Source organism: Carnobacterium iners (assembly GCF_900177385.1).
Lineage (GTDB): Bacteria > Bacillota > Bacilli > Lactobacillales > Carnobacteriaceae > Carnobacterium_A > Carnobacterium_A iners.
Window position 1 is genome coordinate 1,614,769 of record NZ_FXBJ01000002.1, and the last position, 24,074, is coordinate 1,638,842.

Consider the following 24,074-nt stretch of genomic DNA (forward strand, 5'->3'; position numbering starts at 1 on the left):
AACACATAATGTTTCATGCAACACTAGTGAGATAAAGTAAATATTAAATTCCAAGAAATAATGAGAGGTATAGTATGAAAAAAAAATTAAGTGTGAAGAATAAGATATTAGAGAATGAAAATAATAGAAATATAATGGTGAATGTACTCGGTGCATTTATGATAAAAGGAGGGGGACTAATAGTCTCTTTATTTGCAATGCCGTCATATATAAGTTATTTTAATAATCAAACAGTTTTAGGCCTATGGTTTACGATGTTATCAGTATTAACATGGATACTAACTTTTGATTTAGGAATAGGAAATGGCTTGAGAAATCATTTAGTACCTGCTTTTATCAAAAAAGACAAACAATCAATAAGAAAATTAATTTCTTCAGCTTACATAGTGATTGGCATGATGATGTTAGTTATATTAATTTTAGCAATACCAATATTTAATTTTATAAATTGGAATAAACTATTTAATATTTCAGAGAAATTAATCGACAGTAAAATATTATTACTATCAGTGACTATTGTTTTTTCAGGAATAATGTTGCATTTCTTACTTAAAATTATAAATTCAATTTTATATGCTTTGCAGAAGTCTGCAATAAATAATTTTATTGGATTATTAAATAGTATAATAATTCTTGCATACTTGCTATTAGCCCCATCTGCTGATCTACCAACAAGTCTATTAAGACTATCAATTGTTAATGTAGTAGCAATAAATGTTCCTTTATTAGTTGCTACAATATATGTTTTTTCAAAGGAACTTAAATTTAGTAAACCTAAACTCAGTTTTTATAGAAAAGAATATGCTACCAAAATATTAAAGCTTGGAGGTTTATTTTTTTGGGTACAAATTATGTATATGCTTATTACAACAACAAATGAATTTTTAATCACATGGTTGTCAATTCCAGCAGAAGTTGTTGAATATTCAATTTATTATAAGTTGTTTACTTTAGTTGGAATTATATTTGCACTTGCATTAACTCCTATTTGGTCTGCCGTGACTAAAGCTCTTTCAGAGAATAATATTAATTGGATAAAAAAATTATATAGGTTATTAATATATTTAACTTTAATTGCAGTTGCTTTTGAATTTATTTTAATACTTTTTTTACAACCAGGAATCAATATATGGTTAGGTTCGAATGCAATTAAAGTGAATTATTATTATGCTTTTACTTTTGCAATATTTGGAGGTATATTTATTTGGAATGGTGTGTTGTCAAGTATAGCAAATGGACTTGGAGAATTGAGAGTACAAGCCTTATGTTATACAGTTGGAGCATTTTTGAAATTTCCAATAGCATGGGTTTTAGTGCATTATCTAGATTCTTGGATAGGTATAATTATAGCTAATATTATTGCAATGGGGTTATATAGTATTATTCAACCATTTTGGTTAAATAGAATATTAAAAAATAAAATTGGAGGTCAAAATAATGTTTGAAGATAAAATATTATTAATAACAGGTGGTACAGGTTCTTTTGGAAATGCTGTATTAAAGAAATTTTTAGATAGTGATATTAAAGAAATACGTATTTTTTCAAGAGATGAAAAAAAACAAGATGATATGCGTAAAAAGTATAATAATCCTAAAATTAAATTTTTTATTGGTGATGTAAGAGACCCGAATAGTATACGTAATGTAATGTATAACGTTGATTTTGTATTTCATTCTGCCGCATTGAAACAAGTTCCTTCTTGTGAGTTTTTTCCAATGGAAGCAGTGAAAACGAATGTGATTGGAACAGACAATGTTCTTAATGCAGCAATTGAAGCAGGAGTCGAAAAAGTTATTTGTTTATCTACAGACAAAGCAGCGTATCCCATCAACGCGATGGGAACTTCTAAAGCAATGATGGAAAAAGTTTTCGTTGCTAAGTCACGAAATGTTAGTCCAGACCAAACATTAATATGTGGGACTAGATATGGTAACGTGATGGCTTCCAGAGGAAGTGTAATTCCGCTGTTTATTGAACAAATAAAAGCAGGGAATCCATTAACAGTTACTGAATCAAGTATGACTCGATTTATGATGAGTTTAGAAGAAGCGGTAGATTTAGTTGTTTTCGCATTTCATAACGCTAAACAAGGTGATATCATGGTTCAAAAGGCACCTGCAAGTACAATCGATACGTTAATAAAAGCGTTGCAAAAAATATTTGATACGAATGTACCTGTTGAAGTTATTGGAATTAGACATGGGGAAAAGATGTATGAATCACTATTAACTAAAGAAGAAGCTGCGCACTCCATTGATATGGGAGGATTTTATAGAGTTCCTTCAGATAAAAGGGATTTAAATTATGGCAAATTCTTTGAAGAAGGAAATATTAACGCTGTGCATATCAATGAATACAACTCTGAAAACACAGAACAGCTTACAGTTGAACAATTAGTAGAAAAATTATTAAAATTAGATGAAATACAAGACGCATTAATCGGCTGGGGGTCTCCATATGCAAATATTGGTAACCGGATCTAATGGATTTGTAGGGAAAAATCTAATTGCTGAATTGAATAATCAAGGCTACAAAGATATAATAGAATTTGATAGAAACACGGATAAAAACTTATTAGAAGAATTTACCAAAAAATGTGATTTTGTTTTCCATTTAGCTGGGGTAAATCGTCCAAAAAATGAAAAAGAATTTATGCAAGGTAATTTTGGATTTACTTCTGATTTATTACAAATGCTCAAAAAAAATAATAACAAAGCTCCGGTACTTATTACTTCATCTATCCAAGCTGAAAAAGATAATCCATATGGGATAAGTAAACGTGCTGGTGAAGAGTTATTGATTAATTATGAAAAAGAAACAGGAGCTAAGGTATTTGTTTACCGTTTAGCGAATTTATTTGGAAAATGGAGTCAACCCAATTACAATACAGTAGTAGCTACTTTTTGCCATAACACTGCTAGGGATATCGATATTCATGTAAACGACCCAGAAGCTAAGTTAACTCTATGTTATATTGATGATGTAATAAAAGAGTTTATATTAGCTCTAGAAAATAAAACTCAAGTAAGTGGGGATTTTTATAGAGTACCCATAGAGTATGAGACTACTCTGGGTAAGGTAGCATCTTTAATTAAAAGCTTTAAAGAGAGTCGTTCTAATTCAATCGTTCCAAATATGGGAAACGAACTAACTAAAAAATTGTATAGTACTTATTTAAGCTTTTTACCAGAAAATAATTTCTCTTATGATTTAAAAATGAATGTTGATCAAAGAGGATCTTTTACAGAATTCATAAAAACCCCCGATAGAGGTCAAGTTTCAATTAATATTTCTAAACCTGGAATTACTAAAGGAAACCATTGGCACCATACAAAAAACGAAAAATTTTTAGTCGTAAGTGGAGAAGGTCAAATACGCTTCAGGAAGCTTCACTCTGATGAGATTATTAAATATAATGTTACTGGAGAAAAATTACAAGTAGTAGATATACCGGTAGGCTATACGCATTCAATTGTAAATATTGGAAATACTGAATTAGTTACTGTAATGTGGGTAAATGAAATTTTTGATCAAAATGATCCTGATACTTATTATGTGGAGGTATAAGATGAAAAAATTAAAAGTAATGACTGTTGTAGGAACAAGACCTGAAATTATTCGTTTATCAGCTGTTATAAATAAATTAGAAGAATCAGAAGCTATTGAGCATGTATTGGTCCATACTGGCCAAAATTATGACTATGAATTAAATGAAGTGTTTTTTGAGGACTTTCATTTAAGGAAACCAGATTATTTTTTAAATGCGGCAACTGGAACGGCAACAGAAACGATTGGAAATATTTTGATTAAAATTGATCCAGTCATGGAAGAAGTGAAACCAGACGCATTTTTAATTTTAGGAGATACAAATAGTTGCTTATGTGCAATAGCAGCTAAAAGAAGGCAAATTCCTATTTTTCATATGGAAGCGGGAAATCGGTGCTTTGATCAACGTGTTCCTGAAGAAACGAATCGTAAAATTGTAGATCATACGGCAGATATTAACTTGACTTATAGCGATATTGCTAGAGAGTATTTACTGGCAGAAGGGTTACCTGCCGATCGAATAATAAAAACAGGGAGTCCAATGTTTGAAGTGTTAAACTCTAAAAAAGAAGATATTAAAAAATCAACTATATTAGAAAAATTAAATTTAAAAAAAAATGAATATTTTGTTGTCTCAGCACATCGTGAAGAAAATATAAATTCAGAAGAAAACTTTACAGATTTAGTCGAAACACTAAACACAATTGCAGATAAATACAAATTACCAATTATTGTTAGTACACATCCTAGAACAAAAAAAATGATAGAAGAAAAAAACATACTATTCAATCAGCATATAAAATTAATGAAACCACTTGGCTTTGATGATTATAATAAACTCCAATTAACTGCTAAAGCTGTTTTAAGTGATAGTGGTACTATAAGTGAAGAGTCATCGATACTTAATTTTCCGGCGTTGAATATAAGGCAAACTCACGAAAGGCCAGAGGCTATGGAAGAAGCATCTGTGATGATGGTTGGACTGGAGAAAAAAAGGATTTTACAAGGCTTAGAAATATTAGAGGGAAATAAAGGAGACACATTCAGAGAGGTCTCAGACTATAGTATGCCTAATGTTTCGGATAAAATACTAAGAATAATAATATCTTACACAGACTATGTGAACAGAGTAGTTTGGGGTAAGTAGAATGAATAAATGGCTTTTGATGTGGCCGCGGAATATGGTGGAGTATTGTCAATATTAAGACATATATCTGTGGGTGCAGACACATTTGCCTATTCGAATAACTATGATAGGATTTCAAATACTAGATGGAGTGATATTTTCGATGAATTTATAGACACCATCTTTTTAGGTAAAGAGGGTAAAGACCTAGGTTATACTATTATCTTCAAGTTTATCCAAATATTTAATAAAAACTACCAGTTTTTTCTAATATTAGTTGATATATTTTTCACTACTTTATTAAAACCTGAATAATTCATAGATTTCTTCAAAAGCTACTTAATGTGTATTGTAGCGCTATTTTTTATTTGATTTTCTTCCACTCTTTGGGTGTGAAAAAAGAACCCCAATCTGTTATGGTTAAAGCGGCCAAAATAAACCATGAAAGTGGTTCTCTCAATGGCTACATTACACGAAAATCACTTGCTTTTCAATTCTAAAATATCCATTTCAAACAATGGAGGAAATCTTTCAACTGATTCTGGATTAATATTGGCTAAACCATTTATTAAAAGCAGAATTTGTTTTATACTTATCCATGATTTTGGTCCTTTTTATTAGTCTTGGATGAGTCATCTAAGTTCAGTATAAAGGACTTTTTGTCTAATAGAATAATATAAATGAATTTACGAAACATTATATGTTTCATGTAACACTAGTGATAGTCGCAGTTATAGCATTTTGGAAGTCAAAAATATGCCACTCAATCAAGCCACTATTATAACGCATTAATTATTGCGCTAATTACTAATCCATTAACGTGAGTCAATCCAAGTGCTATGAAAGTTGTTCAATACTATTCGATATTTTTGATGTTATTGGTGCCTAAAATAATAAGTTTATTTAAGAAAAATGAAAAACTATTGGTTTATCTAGTTGTGATAGGTTTATTAATGATAATGTTGCTATAGAGCAACCCACAATACATGTTTTTTAGGAGAAGTGATAATTTATGACTAGAAAAAAAATTTTACAAGTTACTTCATGTTTTAAGTATGGCGGAACTGAGGCATATATAATGAACAACTATAGAGAAATCGATAGAAATAATTATAATTTTGACTTTTGGATATTTAAGGAAGAAGAATCACCATATGAAGAAGAAATTAATCGTTTAGGAGGAAAAATATATCATGGTGAATTGCCTGAATTTAATAGGATAGTGCCTTTTATTAGATCGCTTGTCCTGCATATAAAGAGTAATGGTCCATATGAAGCTATCCATTCTCATATAAATATAATGAATGGTTGGGTTATGTTAGCTGCTTTTATAGGTGGTATTAGTATAAGAATTTCCCATTCTCATTCGAATTCAGGGAAATATACTGATAATATAATTAAAAAGTTATATTACAAAATATTAGAGTATATGATAAAAGTATTTAGTAACAAGAAACTAGCGTGTAGTTTAGAGGCAGGCAATTATCTATATGGAGAAAAATATTTCAGATTGTACGGTGAAGTTGTAAAAAATGGAATAGAACTTAATGAATATATTAATAACTATTCTGATAATATATCTAAATTAAGAAATGAATATTTAATACCAGAGAATCATATAGTAGTAGGTAATATTACAAGATTTGATGAGAATAAAAATCAAGAATATATAATCAAAATATTTAAAGAATTAAAGAAAATAGAGCCAAACATAACATTAATATTAGGTGGGAGTGATGGAGGGCAATTAGCTTATGTGAAAGAAAAGTCGCGTAAACTGAATTTAGATAAGAGTATCAGATTTATCGGGACGAGAAATGATGTTAATGACTGGTTGCATATAATGGATGCCTACTTATTTCCCTCTTTTCATGAGGGGTTAGGTATCGCAATATTGGAAGCACAAGCTTCAGGACTAAAGTGCTTTGTTTCAACAGGAATTCCAAAAGAGGTAGACTTAGGTATAGGTCTGGTAGATTTTTTGGACTTAGGGAAAAATCCTAAATATTGGGCTAAACACATTTTAAATAATTTGATAAATAATGATGTACATTCAGAACTCATTTCCACTACTTTTGATGCTAATGGATATTCTATTGCATCCTCTATTCTTAGAATCCAAGAAATATATAAAGGAGAATAAAAGATGAAAAAGACTGTCCATTACTTCTGTTTTGGTGTTGATGATCATACAAAGCAAAATTTATACTATTTCCCTTCGGCCCAACCTAAAATACAGTATATAATTGATACCCTAAAGAATAATGAATATATGGTAAATATGGTATCATCATGTTCAATAAAAAACAACGGTTTCTTTAAATCGAAAATATATAAAGTTGATAATAATGAAAAACATGTATTTTTTTCATCCTTCAAGACACCACTTAAAGTCTTAAATAAAATATCAATATTTATGACGTTTGTACAATTTATTTTTTATATGCTTTTTTGCGTTAAAAAAAATGATATTGTGTTAATCTATCATTCTCTTTATTATATAAGACCGATGGAATTGCTAAAAAAACTTAAAAAGGTAAGATATATACTAGAAGTAGAAGAGTTGTACTCATTCTTGGATGATAACACTGAAGTTTTTATGGATCAAGAAATTGAGTTTATTAATTATGGCTCAGCATATCTATTAGTTAACGACTTAATAGATGAAAAAATATCTAGAAGAGAAAAAAAAGCTGTAATATCTTACGGAAATTACAGTGTTCCACCTAAAATTTCATGTCGGAATTTTGAATACCATGACTATATTAATGTGGTATATGCAGGGGTCATCGAAAATAGAAGGAAGGCAGCTTTTATAGCAATTGAATCTGCAAAACATCTAAATGAAAAATATTGTATTCATATTCTTGGTTTCGGTGAAAAGAGTGATATAATCAATTTAAAAAAAAGAATCAATGAAATTAACAAAGAATTATCAGAAGAGCGGATTATATTCCACGGAACAAAGTCTGGTGATGAATATTCTTGTTTTTTACAATCATGTGATGTTGCTCTTAGTACACACTCATATGATAAGAAAGATTTACCAGCTGCGGATTATTCTTTTCCTTCTAAAATAATAACTTATATGGCAAATGGATTAAAAGTAGTATCGTCTGATGTTCGAAGCGTAAGATATTCGAAAATAGGTAGAAATATTACTTTTTATGAAAAAAATACTCCCGAAGATATCGCAAAATCAATTGAATCATTAGAATATGTTTCTCAAGTCGACTCAAGAGAAAAGATAAATGAACTAGATAAACAATTCAAGAAAAACTTGAAAAATCTAATTGATGAATTTTAAAAAGGTAATGTAGGTTTATATTGGTAAAGTGCTATTTGCTCAGAGGCATCTTTGCTGCTTTGGTAAAGCTACATATAGGACTTTGAGGTAGCCGGTTTATTTGGCTCTTTTAAAACCTGCATCGTCGTTTCATCTACATGAATAACTCGTGATTGCAGTAACTGCTTATGTAACAAGTCATATATAGGCTTTAACCATAGGTTAGAAGCTGTGATAACCCAATTTTCCATAGTGGCACGACTCAGTACGATCCCATAATTTTCCCATTCTTTTTCTTGACGATAAAAGGGGATACTCAATTCAAATTTTTGATGCATTAGCCAGGCTACTGAACTTGCAGAAGCTAAACTTCTAGGGATAACCGGTGCAGGTGTTGGAGCTTTTACAATAGCGTCTGCACCATCTTTCTTACAAGTTGGACACTCATAAGCATAACGCACAATTTTTCTCACCTTCAGGTGAGCAGGAATAAATTCAATTTCTTGTCGAACTTCTTCTTTTCCAATAATGTTTAATTCTGTATTGCACCATTCACAATGGCATTCTTCTTCATGTAATAGACAATTAACGTTGACGACTGGAAGTTCTTTTATCATTTTTTCTTTTTATCCAATTGTCCGTCTTTTTACTTTAAAGTCTTCTAAGTGATTGATTTCAGGTGCTTTTTTATCTTGGTCGATTTCTGCCTCATTAAATAGGTTTAAATCTTCGTCCGTAAATAAGCTCAGTTGGTTTTCAACAGGTGGGATCATTTTAGACTTCTCACTAGAACGACCAAATAACTTTTGAGTAAGTAGCTGCACTTGTTCGGTTAATAATGCTAACTGTTCGGTTAACTGTCTATTTTGCTCATTTGCTAACTCTAGTTTTTTGATCAAGATTTGTTCTAATTCAGTCATTTTTCACACCTACCTTTTCTTCAATTTGATACTCTTATTATACCAGAAATCGCATGCGAAAAACAGATAAAATCGTTGGTTTGACAACGATTTTATCTGTTTTTAAATTAATTGAAATACCCAGGTTTCACTTTCTTTATTGCTTTTGGTTGATCCATTTTCAATCCTTCTAAAAGCCATCCCATCAATTTGTCGACGCATATCTGTTTTTCCACAAATAATAAATACGTTCTTTACCTTGGTAAGATCAATGACTTTCATGAGTACTCAATTCCGATAGAATAATTCGCAGAAACTCCGCTTTAATTTCTTCGTATAAGAACAGTTCTGTTCGGGAGAACTTAACACCAGTGACTAACGTAGAAGGAGAAGCCTTCGGCTTATAGAGCTGATTTGTTGGAGCTTTTGAATCATTGGCTAATACCACTGGGACAATAGCTTGTTTTGCTTTCATTAATAAAACCTCCTGTAAAACTTGAATTGGTTTAATTTTTACAGGAGGTTGTGTATTTTGAAAGATACCTTTCTATTAGGCGCTTACGGTTTAAATTTATTTTTATGTAGGGGTACAATTGATAGGTTACAAAAAAAGAATAAAAAAAAGAGACATCCTGTATAATTAAGTTACCACACCAAATCAGGAGGATGTCCCTATGTCAATTATAACAGAAGAAATGCGTGTAAGAAAGAAAATATGATTACTCCATTAAATATGGGGTTTCGAAAGCAGCTAGAAGATACAACACGAATCTTCAATTTATTTATCGGCATTTAAAAAAGTACGATGGTTCAGTTAAAAGCTTAGCCTTAATTTCAAGGAGACCTAAGTCTCCTTATCCCAATCGACATACGGTTGAAGAAATGAAGTTGATTAAAAAGAAATATAAGCATTTTGCTCATGAGGGGCTAGCAGAAGTGTACGCCCAATTAATGAAAGAGGGTTATTTAAGAAGTTTTAACGGCATGAAACGTATGATTAGAAAGTATATTAAGAAAAAAGAAGCTTCAAAGCGAAAATGGAAAAAGAATAATCAGGGACCAAAATAAGAAAAAACCTATCCAGGCGAACTTGTCCAAGTAGATATAAAATATGTCCCTAAAGAAACCATTAGGTTTGACAGCAAAGGCATTAGCTACTATCAAATTACCGCAATCGATACGTATAGTTCTAAAAGAGTACTAGAAATAGTGGATGAAAAAAGTGCAACAAATACAGCACTTTTTGCTGAAAAACTTGAAGAAAAGATGGGTTTTAAAATAGAGTGTATTCAAACAGATAACGGTTCTGAATTTATGTTGGTACATCCTAACTCAAAGGGAAAGACTATTTTCCAACTAGTTTTAGACGCTTTTTCTATTCATCATACCCACACAAGACCTTATTCTCCTTGGTAAAATGGTATCGTTGAACGATCTCATCGGATAGATGGAGACCGTTTTTATAGTAGACATTTATTTAAGTCGAAGGAAGAGTTGATTAAAAAACATAGTCGTTACGCTAACTGCTATAATAGTATCGCTAAACAAAAATATAACTTTAAGTCGCCAAATCAAGTAGTAGAGAGTTATTTTAAACAACTAGCTGAGAACGCTGTAGGATATCTAGAATAAGTTGTTAAAAAGATTTGACATAGAGCCCCCGTAAGGAGCAGCCCACCTTTATAGTCCGCATTTTGATGCGGTGATCACTAATAGGGTAAGCTCCTTACGCTCTATGTTAAATCGTGAATCATATTTGAGCTGAGTTCATTTATAATTTAATTTGCAGGATTCTAACTTTGTAACAAATGATTGTGTTTTCTAGACGCTTACGGTTTAAATTTATTTTTAAGTAGAGCATTAACATTGAGAATGTTATATAATAGAAATGGTGAATACGTTGTTACAATAAAATATCTTATATTACAAAGGGGACTTTATGAAATATTGGCATCAATACACTAACTTGATGACTAGATAAGATGGAGGAAATAATGAATAAAATTAATTGGATGGCGGCAAGGACAGAAGTTACATTAACTGCAAAAGAGTATAGCTATAAAAAATCGAATTATTTATTTCACATTAGTATTGAAAGGATTTTAGAACTTTGTGACCAATATAAGATAAACGCTAAAGATTCTAATAGATCTATTAGTATTGTAGGTGAAAGAGGTAGTGGGAAAACTTCTGTAGTAAAAACGGTAAGTCAAATATTAAAAGCTAAAGATTATTTTGTTTTTGATATTGTAGATCCAGGAGTTTTTTCTGGGACTATAAGTTTGTTAGAATTATTAATAAGTAACATTTATTTATATATTAATAAAAATAGTAAAGCAAATAATTATTCTAATCTATTTGGACACTCAAATAGTAGAGAAATTTTAGAATTTAAAATGATTGAAGAAATTGAAGGTATTATGGATACTTTGGCAAATTTCAGAATCGATAAAAGTGTATTTTCTAATGAAAATACAAGCATGGAAGTATTAAATGATATCAATAATCGAGTATCGTTTAATAAAAATCTTTCAAAGTTAATTAATGATCTTAAGGTATATACAGGTAAAGAAAATATTGTATTATGTATTGATGACTTAGATTTGGTTGATAACAAAGATACTTATAATATGCTAGAAGATATTAGAAAATATTTACTGAAAGATATTACCGTCATTGTTTCATACAGGGATGTCCAGTTGTTGGATGCAGTCGTCCAAAAAAATTTGAACGAAAATAAAGAGCTGAAAAATGAAGGTTTTATAGATAGTAATGATATTTATAATCAGTCAACGAAGTATATTGAAAAACTTCTACCGCTCTCATCAAGAGTTTATTTACAAAAAACAAATGAAGTATGGAGTCAAAAAAATTCAGATGTTTTATATGCACTTTTAAATTTCGAAAAATTAAATTCTGAAAAATTAAATTACGAAAAAGAATTTGTGGAAAAATATGCAGAAGATGAAAAAACAATGAATTTTTTAAAGGGAGCTACTGTAAAAGAATGGTTGATCTTTGCTATTTTTAAAAAAACAAGAATTAACATTACGCCAGTTGACGCAAAAGAAGAAATGATTGTGGGATTACCGGATAATATGAGGGGACTTTTACAATTAATTGAAATTGTTCATGAGAGACTTGTGATGCCGAAAAATAATGATGAAAAATACCTGGAAATAATTAGAAATAATTTAAAAATATATAAAGAATACTATTACGATTTTATCTCTGAAAAACTGCCAACTGATGAAATGAAAATCATCAAAAAATGGGAAGGATCACCCGTAGAGAGTAAGAATTACAATATTTACCAAGCACTTTTTCATGAAATTAAAAAATCGGTAGTAAGTGCTAACAAAGAAATGAAGTCATTTGGAAATATGGATCAGTTATTGAATATTAACTTAGTTTCCAATGAGAATGTCACAATTGGTGATGTTTATGAAATCTTAGAGAGATATAAAATGACAAATGCAGATGACCCAGAGGCTGTATTCTTTGTTTACGTTATCAAGGTTATTTATAGTATTGAACTATTGCGCTTATATATTAATGGAAATATTAAAAAAGAAAATAGTATAGATTCTTATTTAAATTTGCTTAATAATAAGATAACTCCGGATGGTTTAATTTATGTAGAAGAATCAGATAACATAATTAAGTATAACAAACAGTTCATTGAGAAGATTAATTTGAATATGGACGAATTTTCCAATAGGAGCATATTGATATTAGATACTTTGATAAAAAAATTAATGTATACAACATTTACTGCGAAAGGTAATAATAGTCAAAATATCCGATTTAAATTGAATAACACTAAGGAAGCGGAGAATAAAAGTAATGGTAATTTCATTCAAACAAAAAATATTACGTATGCATATAGATCTTACTACAGTAAAAATATTAAAGAAATAACTTTGTCAAAAAACTACTCCTATTATTTTGATTTGCTAACATATCTCACTAAAAGAAATTATATAGAAGATAGTTTTGAAGATAAAAATTATATATATTATTCAATGTTCGATATGGATAAATTACTTCGTGTTAATTTTGGTGGAGCAAATCCTAACTACACACTATATTCTGTAATAGATCAAATAAAGAATCTATTTGTTTTTTCAAATACAGAAAAAGGCTTTACCTATTTGTATGAAAATTTTGAAAACAAAGAAAATAAAAATATATTTAGAGAATATACAAAAGAAGAATGGAATTCACTTGACTTACTACTAAAAAATAGGCAAGAATTAGTAGAAAATTTTGAAGAAATAAAAAGAGCTGATGTAGAAAACAATGAAAAATTATTTAAAAAATATAAAGAATTAGAAAGTGATTTATACTCAATTAATAAACATACAGAATCGCAATCACTAGCAATTGAAATAACTAATTTTAAAAAGAATATAACATCAAATATTGTGTTAATTCCTACTAGTAAAAAAGGGCTAAGAGATGCAATAAAAGATGTCTTAAAAAAAGAAAACGATAAATTAAATAAAACTGAACTCAATGAACTCAATAATATGGTTATTAGGGCGAAGTTAAGGGGTCCATTAAATAAACAAGATAGAGAGCAATTTATAAATATCTTGGATGCAAAAAACATTAGATATGAATTAAAATAGAAAGGTTTCTAAAAGATGATAAATGCAGATAGATTGATGCGAATTATGTATAAAGAACTAGATTTCAACTTATTTGCTTTAAATAAATTGGATACAGAAAATAAATCAGTTGCAGAAAATGGTATGAAACAATTTTCTATGTTTGATTTAAAGAATGATCAGTTTATAAAGATTTTGAAAAATAAATATTTAGAAGTTTACCCTGATAATTATAATATGGATGAAGTAAATATTATTATTGAAGAACAGAAACAAAATATTCAAAATAAGTTTGGACAAACAAATACACTATTCTTATTTCCCTTTTATGCAGAAAAACTATTTAAATTTGTTAATTCTCATATTAGAGTTGATTTTAATGATATTTTAGAATGGGATGGATTTATAAATAAAGTAGATGGAAATATTTTTATTGCAGCGTTTTTAGCATCAAATAATATTAACTCAAATGCTTATCAACCAGATGAAATTATTTCTCATACAAATAACCGTCTTTACAAGATACTGGATAAAGGCGTTGCTGAAAATCACATGCATTTAAAAGCTTCAGGGTACACGTCTGATTTAAATTGGGTAACATTATTAGGTCATAAGATATTTGATACAGAGGCACTAACCAAGTTTGTTAGTAATGAAAATAATTTTGGGAAATTGAAGACTAGCGGGAAAAAAAATGAGGATATCATTTTATACATTCAAAAAATCAAATTGGTTAGAATCTATTTAATGCAGTTCATAGATGTTTATAAATCTGATAATAAGTATTTTTTAGAAGAAAAGAAGAAAGAATATACTGACTATTGCATTAGTGAAAAAGAAATGTATCGAATGCTAGTTGTTAATACTAGTGTAGAATTAGAAGTATTTCGCGAGAAAATTCAAAAAGTAGAACGAATTCGACGACATAATTTTAGGATAAATACAGCAGATATTAAGCAAAGTTATTTGATAGAACGTAAATTTTTAACTGAGTTATTTACAATCCTCTTGAATAACGAATTTACAAGATTCTTCATGTACCTATTTAACTTTTATCTGGCAGGATTAAACCTTATAAAGTTTGAATTTGTTCAAGACAATATTGGTATGGGTTTTGGTAAGTTTAAGGAGAAAGAAAGTGTCAAAGAAGGTTTTTTAAATAACAACTTGTTGATTTATGAAAGTGTATTTGATAAATATTATAAAGAAGGTAATATAAAAAAAATCGAAATTCGCATCGCTCCAAAAAGTAAAAAAGACTTAATAAAATTAATCGATACACTAAATAAAACCAATGAAAAATATTATAGAAAATATAAGGCAAAAAATGAAGCTATTTCAAAAATTGAATATGGGATTATCATTCATTACATAAAAAATAGTGATTCACTAAATAATGGAGATAATATATCAATGTGGAGAAACAAGAAAATGCGCGTATCTCTTGATAGAGAATCAAAGAAAACTTCTAGTTTTTTTAGTCTATCAGCGGCAAGCCATCTTTATAAAATAAAAATTATTGGAATCGATGCTGCAAATGTAGAGTTAAGATGCAGACCAGAGGTTTTCGGCCCCGTGTTCCGAAAACATAGATTAGAAAGTAAAAAAAGTAATAACTTGAATTTTACCTATCATGTAGGAGAAGAATTCAATACGATCTGCAATGGTCTCCGGGCAATTGATGAAGTAGTAGAGTTCTTGAATTTTCGAAGAAATGATAGATTGGGTCACGCGTTAGCGCTAGGAATGGAAATAAAAACTTATTTTACTAAAAAGCGAAATTTTTTGACATCTACTTTACAAGATTATGTAGATGATATTATTTGGATGTATTATCTTGTCGCATCGGAAAATTCTGTTGATTATCACAGCAATATGTTACTTTATTTAGCAGAAGAATTTGAAAAATATTCCAAAAAATTATTTTGCAATACAAAATTATGTTTTGAATTTTCTATGTACGATTATATGTGTGCATATCAATTGCGTGGCGATAATCCTAGCGAATATAAGGTATCTGAAGTATTTGAATGTAGAAAAATGATGATATACGAGAATATAATGAAAAAACCAAATAAAAAATATCAATTGAATAGTGATAATAAAAAACACCAAGAGGCTTTTATGAATAAAAAAGCACAAAAATTGTATTATTTATATCATAATAATCTACTTTTACGTCAACAAGGGCAACAAACTGAAATATTCGAAGTTCAGTCGTATTATATAGAAGCAGTAGAATTAGCACAAAATTTATTACAAAAGAAAATATATGAAAAAGGAATAAGTGTTGAAGTTAATCCATCTTCTAATCGCAAAATTTCATCGATCACAAAATTTATTGATTTACCAGCTTTTGGAATTAACCGTGTAGGACTAAAGAAAGAATCTTTAAAAGATTTAGACTATCATATACCTGTAAGTATTAATACAGATGATAGCAGCATCTTTCAAACCAATTTAAATAATGAATATTCGATGTTAGCGGCGGCATTATTCAGATATGGTTTTGCAAATGAAGATGTTTATCAGTATATAGAATATTTAAGGAAATCTTCTTTAGAGCAATCATTTATTAGAGAAGTACCTTTTTAACACCACTTTACAAGTTTTTATGTCCTTTAGGATATGAAAATACAAATAACTACAAAACTCTTGTATGATTAGTTTGAGATGAAAACCAACAAAAGAAAAGGAGTCGTTTAATTTGCTGTTAGTAGAGATAATCGAAAAGGTTTAGTTAGTGGACTCATTTTTTCAAGTTTAGCGGTATTTAATTGTTTTAATATAGCTATTCGTATGAATACGTTACTAGTAGATTTTTTGTTGCTTTTATTAACCTTAGCTGCTATTTCTGGAATCTATGTTTACCGAGACAACTTCAAGGAAGCCAGTTTTCATACGGCATTTATTTTATCTGTTCTAGGAATTGTAAAGAATAGTGGCGTGTTTTTTGTTTTATTAGCGCTAGCGTTTTATCTGTTTATCGCCATAAAAAATATGGCTTTAGAGTCCAAACATTAGTGCTTGTATTAGGAACAGTCGCGTCTTCTTTTTTATTGGATACTTTATGGGGTAGACATGTGAAAACGACCTTTGTTGAGATGACATCTAAACAAAGGCCAGTCTTTCGTCTTATCAAGAGATTTTTTCAAGTAAGTCTTCAGACATTATTGATGAGGTTACATCAGCCTTTGTAAAGACCATTCTTAGGCTAGATACGTTGTCGACACAAGGTATTTTATTGATTTAGGTGTTATTTATTGGAGCGATGCTGTTTATTCGTTTTGACTTTAAACGCAAAAGCAAGTTGATGGCTATCTTTATCGTTTTAGATAGTACGATTGTGTTGTATTGTGTCGGGATTTTATTGATGTTTTTTTCTATGCCGACAGATGAAGCGCTTGTTTTAGCTGGTTTTGAACGCTATGCATCTAGTATGGTCATTTTTGGCCTTGGCGTGGACACATTGGATATGGCCGTCGAGATGGATAGACTTTTCTATGAGCAGTCCTTAGAAGCTCGTACGTATAAGTTATTTAAAAGTATCAAGCATAAAAAAGCTTATCAAACGTCAACGATGTTGCTTTTCTTTGTTTCAATCGGTTTATTGTTGTCCGAAAACAATGGAATGATTTATACAGCGAATGAGTATCAAACGACTATTCCTTATCAGGTGAAGCAGGTTACAGGCGATAATATGCGTCTAAACGAAAAGCGTTACTTGATTGTTTCTAGTGATAAAGAGGATGTTGACAACTACCTTGTTTCATTTGTTGGGAAATACTTTTTCTATAGCCCGACTGTTGATGCAAGAGAGTTTTTTACGATGGACGATGATCACTTTACTTTCTAAGCTCTAACTAAAAAATTAATCGGGGTAAATCTTAAATCTAGTATGTGTTCAACAACCGATTTACTAAAAGGTATCTAGTATTAGCTAATTCTAGTTGAAATTAACTAAATCAAGATGGATTGATTTAGTTATTTACCGAGCCGTTTCTCACTTAGAGAAGCGGTTTTTTGTTGTCCAAATATTTACAAATCTTCTCCCTCATTTACAAAGACTTAACAAGAAGTTGGTCTGAAAATCACATCCACTTGGTAAGATTTGGGTGTTGAAAGAAAACAACCTTTATAAAAAAGGTATATCTTTTGATAATTTCTACATACAACTGAGGAGGAATAAAAAATGAATCATTTAAAAAAAGGATTAGTATCAACTTTATTAGCTGGAGTCTTGCTAGCCGGTTGTGGCGCAAAAGGCGAAGCAGTCCAACCAACACAGGTTGACTTAAATGCGTTGACGACACAAGAAATTGAAACGAAAGCCAAAGAAGAAGGCAAAATCCAATCGGTCGGCATGCCAGACACCTGGGCGAACTGGGGTGAAACATGGGCTGAAATTGAAAAGAAGCATGGACTTACTCAAGCCGATACCGATATGAGTTCGGCTGAAGAAATAGCGTTATTCGAAGCTGAAAAAGAAAATGCTACCAAAGATATTGGTGATGTAGGTCAATCGTTTGGACCGATTGCAGAAGATAAAGGCGTCACTCTTCCTTACAAGACGTCTTATTGGGATGAGATTCCGGCTTGGGCAAAAGACGATGATGGCGATTGGATTGTGGGGTATACGGGGACAATTTCTTTTATCACCAATACGAATGCGGTAAAAGAAGCACCAACGTCATTTGCTGATATTTTAAAAGGCGACTACAAAGTGAGCATAGGAGATGTTAATGCTGCGACTCAAGCACAAAATGGCGTTTTGGCAGCAGCGATTGCGAATGGTGGCGATGAAACCAATCTTGAACCAGGGATAGCTTTTTTTGCAGAACTTGCTAGTCAAGGAAGATTGGATATGGGCGACACCGATTTAGCTCGTTTAGAGGCTGGAGAAATTGAAGTCGGAATTTATTGGGACTTTAATGCCTTAAACTATGCTGACTCGATTGAAGCTAGTAACCCGGATGCAGCTTTTTTGGTTACCATTCCACAAGATGGCACCGTTCAAAGCGGGTATGCAACAATTATTAATGCTTATGCACCACATCCTCATGCTGCAGCGCTAGCAAGGGAATACATTTTATCGGATGAAGGCCAAATCAATTTGGCAAAAGGCTATGCTCGTCCTATTCGTGAATCCGTTAAATTACCAGCCGATGTACAAGAAAAATTGATTGTTACTGATCAATACGGTGCAGCTCAATCCATTAAAGACACCACTGCTTGGGATAAAGCAGCAGCTACATTAGGACAAACGTGGCAAGAAGACGTCTTAACAAAGGTCAAGTAAGTAGCTAAGGAGAGAAGGTAAGTCTTATGAATAAAGTAATCTTAGTTGTTTTGGATGGTTTAAACGCTAAAACAGCGCACACCTATATGGGTTTTTTGGAACATTTAATCGAAAACAACCAGTGTGCAGCTTATCGTATGAACGCCGAACTACCGGCACAATCTCGACCGCTCTATGAAGTTATCCAGACAGGCGTGCCTAGTTACTTGAACGGCATTGTTTCTAATGGAACCGTTCGACGCTCGAAAGAAACCAGTGTGTTTCAACTAGCTAAGGCTGCCGGTTTAAAAACCGGGGCAGCTAGTTACCATTGGGTGAGCGAGTTGTACAATAAAGCGCCTTTTAACCCAATGACGGATCGCATCCAATTGGATACGGATCAAGCGATTGAAAATGGTCTCTTTTATTATGAAGATCACTATCCGGATAGTCACTTGATAGCGGATGGGGCTTATTTAATCAATGAGAAACAAACCGATTATATTTTGATTCACTCAATGAATATTGATGACATCGGCCATAAGTTTGGCTCACAAAGTAAAGAGTACGTTCAAGCAGCAGTCAGAATGGATGCACTCTTAGCTAATTATCTGATGGATTGGTTAAAGAAAGGCTACCAAGTTGTGGTAACGGCCGATCATGGCATGAATGAGTATTGTACACATAACGGTGTAACAGAGGAAGAGCGACAAGTTCCGTTGTATATTTTTTCAGATAAAGTAACGGTTGGCGATTGCCGCGAAACACTTGTGCCACAACTGCAACTAGCACCTTTATTGTGTTATTTGTTGGCGATTGAAAAAAGTGCGGCGATGCAAGACTTGACGTTTATCTAAGGGAGGATAAGGTAGTGACCACTAAAAAAAGACATTGGCGCTATGGCGTTTTCTTGTTGCCATTTATGGTATTAATTGTTTTATTTGAAATTTTCCCTTTAGTGAGTATTCTAATCACGAGTGTTTCACCTATTGGGACAAGCGGGATGACATTCGAGCACTTTATTAGCATTTTTAAAAGCGACTATTACCGGATGTCCATTTTTAATAGCCTGATGATTGCGGTCTGGTCTTCTGTGATTGGTTTATCGGTTGCTGTTTTAGGGGCTTATGCTATTCATCACGCAACGCCTAAAGTTAAACGGTTTTTTATCAATTTGATCAATATGGCTTCAAATTTTCAAGGTATTCAGTTAGCCTTTGCGTTTATTATTTTACTAGGTAATGCAGGGGTATTGGTATTGATCGGGCAACAAATGGGGATTGGGTTTCTAGCAAATTTTGATGTCTATTCCAGTACTGGTATTTTGCTGACTTTTATTTATTTCCAAATTCCTTTAGCTACGTTGTTATTGTATCCGTCTTTTGATGCTATTCGTCAAGAATACAAGGAAGCAGCCATGCTGTTAAATGCCTCTACCCTTAGTTTTTGGTTACGTGTTGGTATTCCCATTATTTTACCAAGTCTATTCGGTACTTTTTCAGTCCTTTTTTCAAATGCATTAGCGGCATATGCGACACCTTATGCTTTAATGGGCAACAATTATGCTCTCTTACCGATTCGGATTTCAGCCATGTTCACGGGAGACATTGTGCAACAAGTTGAGTTAGGCAGTGCCTTATCGGTGATTTTGTTGTTGCTAATGAGCGTGATGACCATTATTAGTACAACCGTATTGAAAAAAATGAGAAAGGAAGGATGACATGCAGAAAAAACACCCTTGGTTTAGCAACATCATTCTTTTTAGCCTTTCCTTTATTTTAGTTTTGCCTTTGATTGGAACACTGTTGAATTCCTTTTTTAGAGATTTTACGAGTATCATTCCTAAAGGCTTTACTTTTTCTTTTTATACGCAATTGTTTACTGGCGACAATCAGCTGTTACCTGTATTGCTACGAACCCTGATCATTGCACTTGTGCCAACCATTCTTTTACTCGTTCTGTTGCTATTAGCGATGTATGCTATACAAGTGTATTTTCCGAAATTAGACAAGTACTTAGACGTTTTGTCAAAAATTCCTTATGGGATCCAAGGTGTCATTTTAGCAGTTAGTATTCTTTCGCTTTATACAAGTGGTGGTGGCATTTTATCTAACCGGATTTTACTGTTGATTTGTGCCTATAGTATTGTTATCTTGCCTTTTATGTATCAAGGCATCAAGAATGCGTTATTGACCATTGAAGTGCTGCCTATTTTGGAAGCTGCTGAAATTTTAGGTGCTAATAAGGTTTATGCGTATTTTACTATTGTAGTGCCAAGCATGATGAAAGGCTTGTTTGCAACGATGTTGTTATCTACTGGGATTCTATTTGGTGATTTTGTCTTAGTTAATATTCTAGCAGGCAGCTATTATAAAACGATGGGTATTTACTTAAATGAAATAAGAGGCACCTCTGGTCATGCAGCCAGTGCCGTATCGGTTATCATGTTTTTAGTGATGCTGGTGTTGTCTTTTGGTGTCAATCAACTGAATAAAGAGCCTAAACTTAAAGGAAAAAAACAAATAAAAGCCGTTAAAACAAAACAGCTAATAGAAAAGGAGCGAGTTGGAAATGAGTTACATCGAGTTTAAAAACATTCAAAAATCGTATGATGGAGAAACGATGATTTTAAAAGACTTATCTCTGTCTGTTGAAGAAGGACACCTCGTTACCTTGCTTGGTCCATCTGGTTGTGGCAAGTCGACGCTGCTACGTTCATTAGCTGGTTTTGAAAGACTGGATAGTGGCACCATTACAATCAATGGCAAAGATGTCACCAATTTGCCACCGGGTAAGCGTGAGATTGGGATGGTTTTTCAACAATACTCTTTATTTCCTAATATGACAGTTGAAGAAAATATTGCGTTTGGTTTGAAAATGCAAAAGCAAGATAAAACAATCATCAAAGAAAAAGTTGCTCAAATGATTGCTATTGTTAATTTAAGCGGCAAAGAAAAAAAGTACCCTAAAGAATTATCGGGTGGGCAAAAACAGCGAGTAGCCTTAGCTCGTGCGATTGTTAATGAGCCTAAAGTATTGTTATTAGATGAACCGCTATCGGCTATTGATGCTCAATTGCGTAAAAGTTTGCAAAAGCAAATTCAGCGGATTCAAAAAGAACTAAACATCACGACCATTTTTGTGACCCACGACCAAGATGAAGCGATGATTTTATCAGATGTAGTCCACGTAATGAATGATGGCAAAGTTGAACAGTCAGGTAAACCCACTGACGTTTACACGCACCCAAAAACCCATTTCGTCGCTTCTTTTATGGGCAACTACAATATTTTAAAGCCCGAACAGTTTCAACAATTTTCAAGGCAACGCATCGGTGCTAGCATTGCGATACGCCCTGAAGTCATTGATTCATCACGCTTACCATTTGAACCGGATGAAGAACGCTACACTCTCCAAGGGAAAATAGTTGATCAGTCAACTAGTGGCAATATTTTAAGTTATTACGTTGATTGTGCGGGTATAAAATTGCGAGTAGATGAATTGTATCGTTCGTTTAACTTATTTAAAATTGGCGAGGACGTTCATCTGAGTTTTGAAAAACGCAATTGCCTTGAGGTTTGAAGGAGAATCGAGTAGAGTAGACAGTAAGAAGGGCTGACTGTCTATTTTTTGAGGGTTTAAATGAGAAGTGGAGGAGATGCAATAATGACTCGTTATGATCAACACATGCACACGTTTTTTTCATCTGATTCATCTGAAAAATTTGAAAATTATTTAAAGCAAACACCTGGATTAGTGGTAACGACCGAGCACTTAGACTTTAATGATCATTATATGGGTGGGGAAGATACCATCTTAGATTATGAAAAGTACAGCGTAACAATCGACCAACTAAATGAAAAACACGGTAATCGTATCCGTAAAGGCATTGAGATTGGCTACACGAAGGAGTCTTATGATCAAATTCAAGACTATCTAAAAGGCAAGGAGTTTGATGTGCAATTATTGAGTGTCCATCAAAATGGCGAGTACGATTTCTTACAACCGATTGTTAAAGAAAAAAATGTAGAAGATGTGATGAACGAATACTTTCCTCTATTACTAGAAGCAGCAACAAATTTTCCAACCGCCAATGTCTTGACTCACTTTGATTATGGCATTCGCTTATTTGATGTTTCTGTAGAGGAATTACAGGGCCATGAATCCATATTGAAACAAGTTTTGCAAAAAGTAATCGATAAACAAATGGCATTCGAGTTGAATACGCGAAGCATGTACCAATACGGCAATGTAGCACTCTATGAGCAAATGATTGAATGGTATGTGGCATTAGGTGGGAAACTGTTCTCGCTAGGCTCAGATGCCCATTCGATTGATTATTACGCCTATCATTTTGATGATGCGATTGCCTTGTTAGAAAAAAATAGCGTTTCATCGGTTACGATTTTTGAAAAGCAACAATCAACACAATTGCCCTTGAGCGAGATGAAAAAAAACGTTAAATAGAGCAGGTTGAGAAAGTCTTCAGACAGTTGAAGACTTTTTTGGTGTTTTCGTATTTTTGGTGCCGGAAAACGGACGAGTCTGGAACGTTTTTTGTTTTACTTGTCCGATATACGCCAGTTTGTGCCGAGTTAGAGGAGAATGGAGCTTCACTCGGCATTTTTCAAGGTGTAGTGGACAAGTTGGGTTTTTTATGGTGACGACTTGGCTAAAATTAGAGTTTTATCCAATCAGATTACTTTAGATGTTGAAGTAATTTTAAAGATTTTGGGTAGTTTTGTTTTTTGATGCTGGATTGGACAAGTTGGGTGTTTTGTATTGACGACTCGGCTAAAATTAGAGTTTTATCCAATCAGATTACTTTAGATGTTGAAGTAATCTTAAAGATTTTGGGTAGTGGATAGTTTTTTTAAAGTAATTTTGTTTTTTGATGCTGAATTGGACAAGACTGGAACATATTTTGCTCCACTTGTCCAAGATACGCTAGTTTGTGCCGAGTTAGAGGAGAACTGAGCTTAACTCGGCAGTTTTCACGATGCAGTGGACGAGTTTAGTGTTTTATGATGTTGACTCGGCTAAAAATAGAGTTTATCCGATCAGATTACTTTAGATGTTGAAGTAATCTTAAAGATTTTGGGTAGTTGATAGTTTTTTTAAAGTAGTTTTATTTTTTTATTGCTAGATTGGACAAGACTGGAACATATTTTGCTCCACTTGTCCAAGATACGCTAGTTTGTGCCGAGTTAGAGGAGAACTGAGCTTAACTCGGCAGTTTTCATGGTGTAGTGGACAAGTTGGGTATTTTGTAGTGACGACTTGGCTAAAAATAGTTTTTATCCGATCAGATTACTTTAGATGTTG

General features: G+C 32.1%; 24 protein-coding genes. 20 read left to right on the top strand and 4 right to left on the bottom strand.

From position 1 onward, the window contains the following. The first annotated feature begins 74 nt into the window (after positions 1–74). The 7 genes from B9Y54_RS07745 to B9Y54_RS07775 all read left to right on the top strand — a co-directional run bounded on the left by B9Y54_RS07745 (position 75) and on the right by B9Y54_RS07775 (position 7,980). Positions 75–1,445 carry an MATE family efflux transporter gene (locus B9Y54_RS07745; RefSeq protein WP_085559727.1) on the top strand — a complete coding sequence of 457 codons (1,371 nt, stop codon included), beginning with the start codon at positions 75–77 and terminating at the stop codon, positions 1,443–1,445. After that, positions 1,438–2,484, top strand: coding sequence for a polysaccharide biosynthesis protein (locus B9Y54_RS07750; RefSeq protein WP_085559728.1), 1,047 nt, complete (start codon positions 1,438–1,440; stop codon positions 2,482–2,484). Before B9Y54_RS07745 ends, B9Y54_RS07750 begins: the two co-directional genes overlap by 8 nt. Beyond that, the gene (locus B9Y54_RS07755) at positions 2,459–3,568 is read left to right on the top strand and encodes a capsular polysaccharide biosynthesis protein CapF (protein WP_085559729.1); all 1,110 of its coding nucleotides are present in this window, start codon (positions 2,459–2,461) and stop codon (positions 3,566–3,568) included. Before B9Y54_RS07750 ends, B9Y54_RS07755 begins: the two co-directional genes overlap by 26 nt. Before the next feature lies 1 nt (position 3,569). Further along, complete coding sequence (gene wecB / locus B9Y54_RS07760) at positions 3,570–4,694, top strand: non-hydrolyzing UDP-N-acetylglucosamine 2-epimerase (protein ID WP_085559730.1); 1,125 nt, start codon at positions 3,570–3,572, stop codon at positions 4,692–4,694. A gap of 9 nt (positions 4,695–4,703) precedes the next feature. Then, the gene (locus B9Y54_RS07765; protein WP_085559731.1) at positions 4,704–4,988 is read left to right on the top strand and encodes an EpsG family protein; all 285 of its coding nucleotides are present in this window, start codon (positions 4,704–4,706) and stop codon (positions 4,986–4,988) included. A 697-nt stretch (positions 4,989–5,685) separates the two neighbouring features. Continuing rightward, entirely contained in the window at positions 5,686–6,816 is a 1,131-nt protein-coding gene (locus tag B9Y54_RS07770; RefSeq protein WP_085559732.1) for a glycosyltransferase, read from the top strand. A gap of 3 nt (positions 6,817–6,819) precedes the next feature. Continuing rightward, on the top strand, positions 6,820–7,980 hold the full coding sequence (locus B9Y54_RS07775; RefSeq protein WP_085559733.1) for a glycosyltransferase: 1,161 nt from the start codon (positions 6,820–6,822) through the stop codon (positions 7,978–7,980). Between the two features lie 68 nt (positions 7,981–8,048). Here B9Y54_RS07775 and B9Y54_RS07780 read toward each other — a convergent pair whose 3' ends face one another. From B9Y54_RS07780 to B9Y54_RS07795, 4 genes are all read right to left on the bottom strand, one after another. Continuing rightward, positions 8,049–8,576 (bottom strand): IS66 family transposase, encoded by a 528-nt coding sequence (locus B9Y54_RS07780; RefSeq protein ID WP_085559734.1) that lies wholly within the window; start codon positions 8,574–8,576, stop codon positions 8,049–8,051. Positions 8,577–8,585: 9 nt separating this feature from the next. Next, a complete protein-coding gene (locus B9Y54_RS07785) occupies positions 8,586–8,879 on the bottom strand; it encodes an IS66 family transposase (protein ID WP_085559735.1) in 294 nt (97 codons plus the stop codon). A 102-nt stretch (positions 8,880–8,981) separates the two neighbouring features. Next, a complete protein-coding gene (locus B9Y54_RS12200) occupies positions 8,982–9,140 on the bottom strand; it encodes a transposase (protein ID WP_143062507.1) in 159 nt (52 codons plus the stop codon). Further along, positions 9,127–9,333, bottom strand: a complete 207-nt coding sequence (locus B9Y54_RS07795) for a hypothetical protein (RefSeq protein ID WP_085559736.1) — start codon at positions 9,331–9,333, stop codon at positions 9,127–9,129. Before B9Y54_RS07795 ends, B9Y54_RS12200 begins: the two co-directional genes overlap by 14 nt. Positions 9,334–9,746: 413 nt before the next feature. Here B9Y54_RS07795 and B9Y54_RS12530 point away from each other — a divergent pair, with 413 nt between their 5' ends. The 13 genes from B9Y54_RS12530 to B9Y54_RS07850 all read left to right on the top strand — a co-directional run bounded on the left by B9Y54_RS12530 (position 9,747) and on the right by B9Y54_RS07850 (position 23,216). Next, on the top strand, positions 9,747–9,926 hold the full coding sequence (locus B9Y54_RS12530) for a hypothetical protein (RefSeq protein ID WP_200805365.1): 180 nt from the start codon (positions 9,747–9,749) through the stop codon (positions 9,924–9,926). Between the two features lie 60 nt (positions 9,927–9,986). Continuing rightward, a complete protein-coding gene (locus tag B9Y54_RS12535; RefSeq protein WP_234987946.1) occupies positions 9,987–10,274 on the top strand; it encodes a DDE-type integrase/transposase/recombinase in 288 nt (95 codons plus the stop codon). Between the two features lie 78 nt (positions 10,275–10,352). Further along, positions 10,353–10,490, top strand: coding sequence for a hypothetical protein (locus B9Y54_RS12540; RefSeq protein ID WP_200805366.1), 138 nt, complete (start codon positions 10,353–10,355; stop codon positions 10,488–10,490). Between the two features lie 362 nt (positions 10,491–10,852). After that, the gene (locus B9Y54_RS07805; RefSeq protein WP_085559737.1) at positions 10,853–13,492 is read left to right on the top strand and encodes a P-loop NTPase family protein; all 2,640 of its coding nucleotides are present in this window, start codon (positions 10,853–10,855) and stop codon (positions 13,490–13,492) included. A gap of 15 nt (positions 13,493–13,507) precedes the next feature. After that, complete coding sequence (locus B9Y54_RS07810) at positions 13,508–16,066, top strand: amidohydrolase family protein (RefSeq protein WP_085559738.1); 2,559 nt, start codon at positions 13,508–13,510, stop codon at positions 16,064–16,066. A 204-nt stretch (positions 16,067–16,270) separates the two neighbouring features. Further along, on the top strand, positions 16,271–16,495 hold the full coding sequence (locus B9Y54_RS07815; protein ID WP_143062508.1) for a hypothetical protein: 225 nt from the start codon (positions 16,271–16,273) through the stop codon (positions 16,493–16,495). A 247-nt stretch (positions 16,496–16,742) separates the two neighbouring features. Further along, entirely contained in the window at positions 16,743–17,327 is a 585-nt protein-coding gene (locus tag B9Y54_RS07820) for a hypothetical protein (protein WP_085559740.1), read from the top strand. Positions 17,328–17,663: 336 nt separating this feature from the next. Continuing rightward, the gene (locus B9Y54_RS07825) at positions 17,664–18,770 is read left to right on the top strand and encodes an ABC transporter substrate-binding protein (protein WP_085559741.1); all 1,107 of its coding nucleotides are present in this window, start codon (positions 17,664–17,666) and stop codon (positions 18,768–18,770) included. Between the two features lie 26 nt (positions 18,771–18,796). Beyond that, a complete protein-coding gene (locus B9Y54_RS07830) occupies positions 18,797–19,606 on the top strand; it encodes an alkaline phosphatase family protein (protein ID WP_085559742.1) in 810 nt (269 codons plus the stop codon). Positions 19,607–19,620: 14 nt separating this feature from the next. Further along, positions 19,621–20,469: an ABC transporter permease gene (locus B9Y54_RS07835; protein WP_085559743.1), complete on the top strand. Its 849-nt coding sequence runs from the start codon at positions 19,621–19,623 to the stop codon at positions 20,467–20,469. 1 nt (position 20,470) lies between these two features. Then, a complete protein-coding gene (locus B9Y54_RS07840) occupies positions 20,471–21,340 on the top strand; it encodes an ABC transporter permease (RefSeq protein ID WP_085559744.1) in 870 nt (289 codons plus the stop codon). Then, positions 21,321–22,331, top strand: coding sequence for an ABC transporter ATP-binding protein (locus tag B9Y54_RS07845; RefSeq protein ID WP_085559745.1), 1,011 nt, complete (start codon positions 21,321–21,323; stop codon positions 22,329–22,331). The genes B9Y54_RS07840 and B9Y54_RS07845 overlap by 20 nt, the downstream gene beginning before the upstream one ends. A 60-nt stretch (positions 22,332–22,391) precedes the next feature. After that, positions 22,392–23,216, top strand: a complete 825-nt coding sequence (locus tag B9Y54_RS07850; RefSeq protein WP_085559746.1) for a PHP domain-containing protein — start codon at positions 22,392–22,394, stop codon at positions 23,214–23,216. Positions 23,217–24,074: the final 858 nt, after the last annotated feature.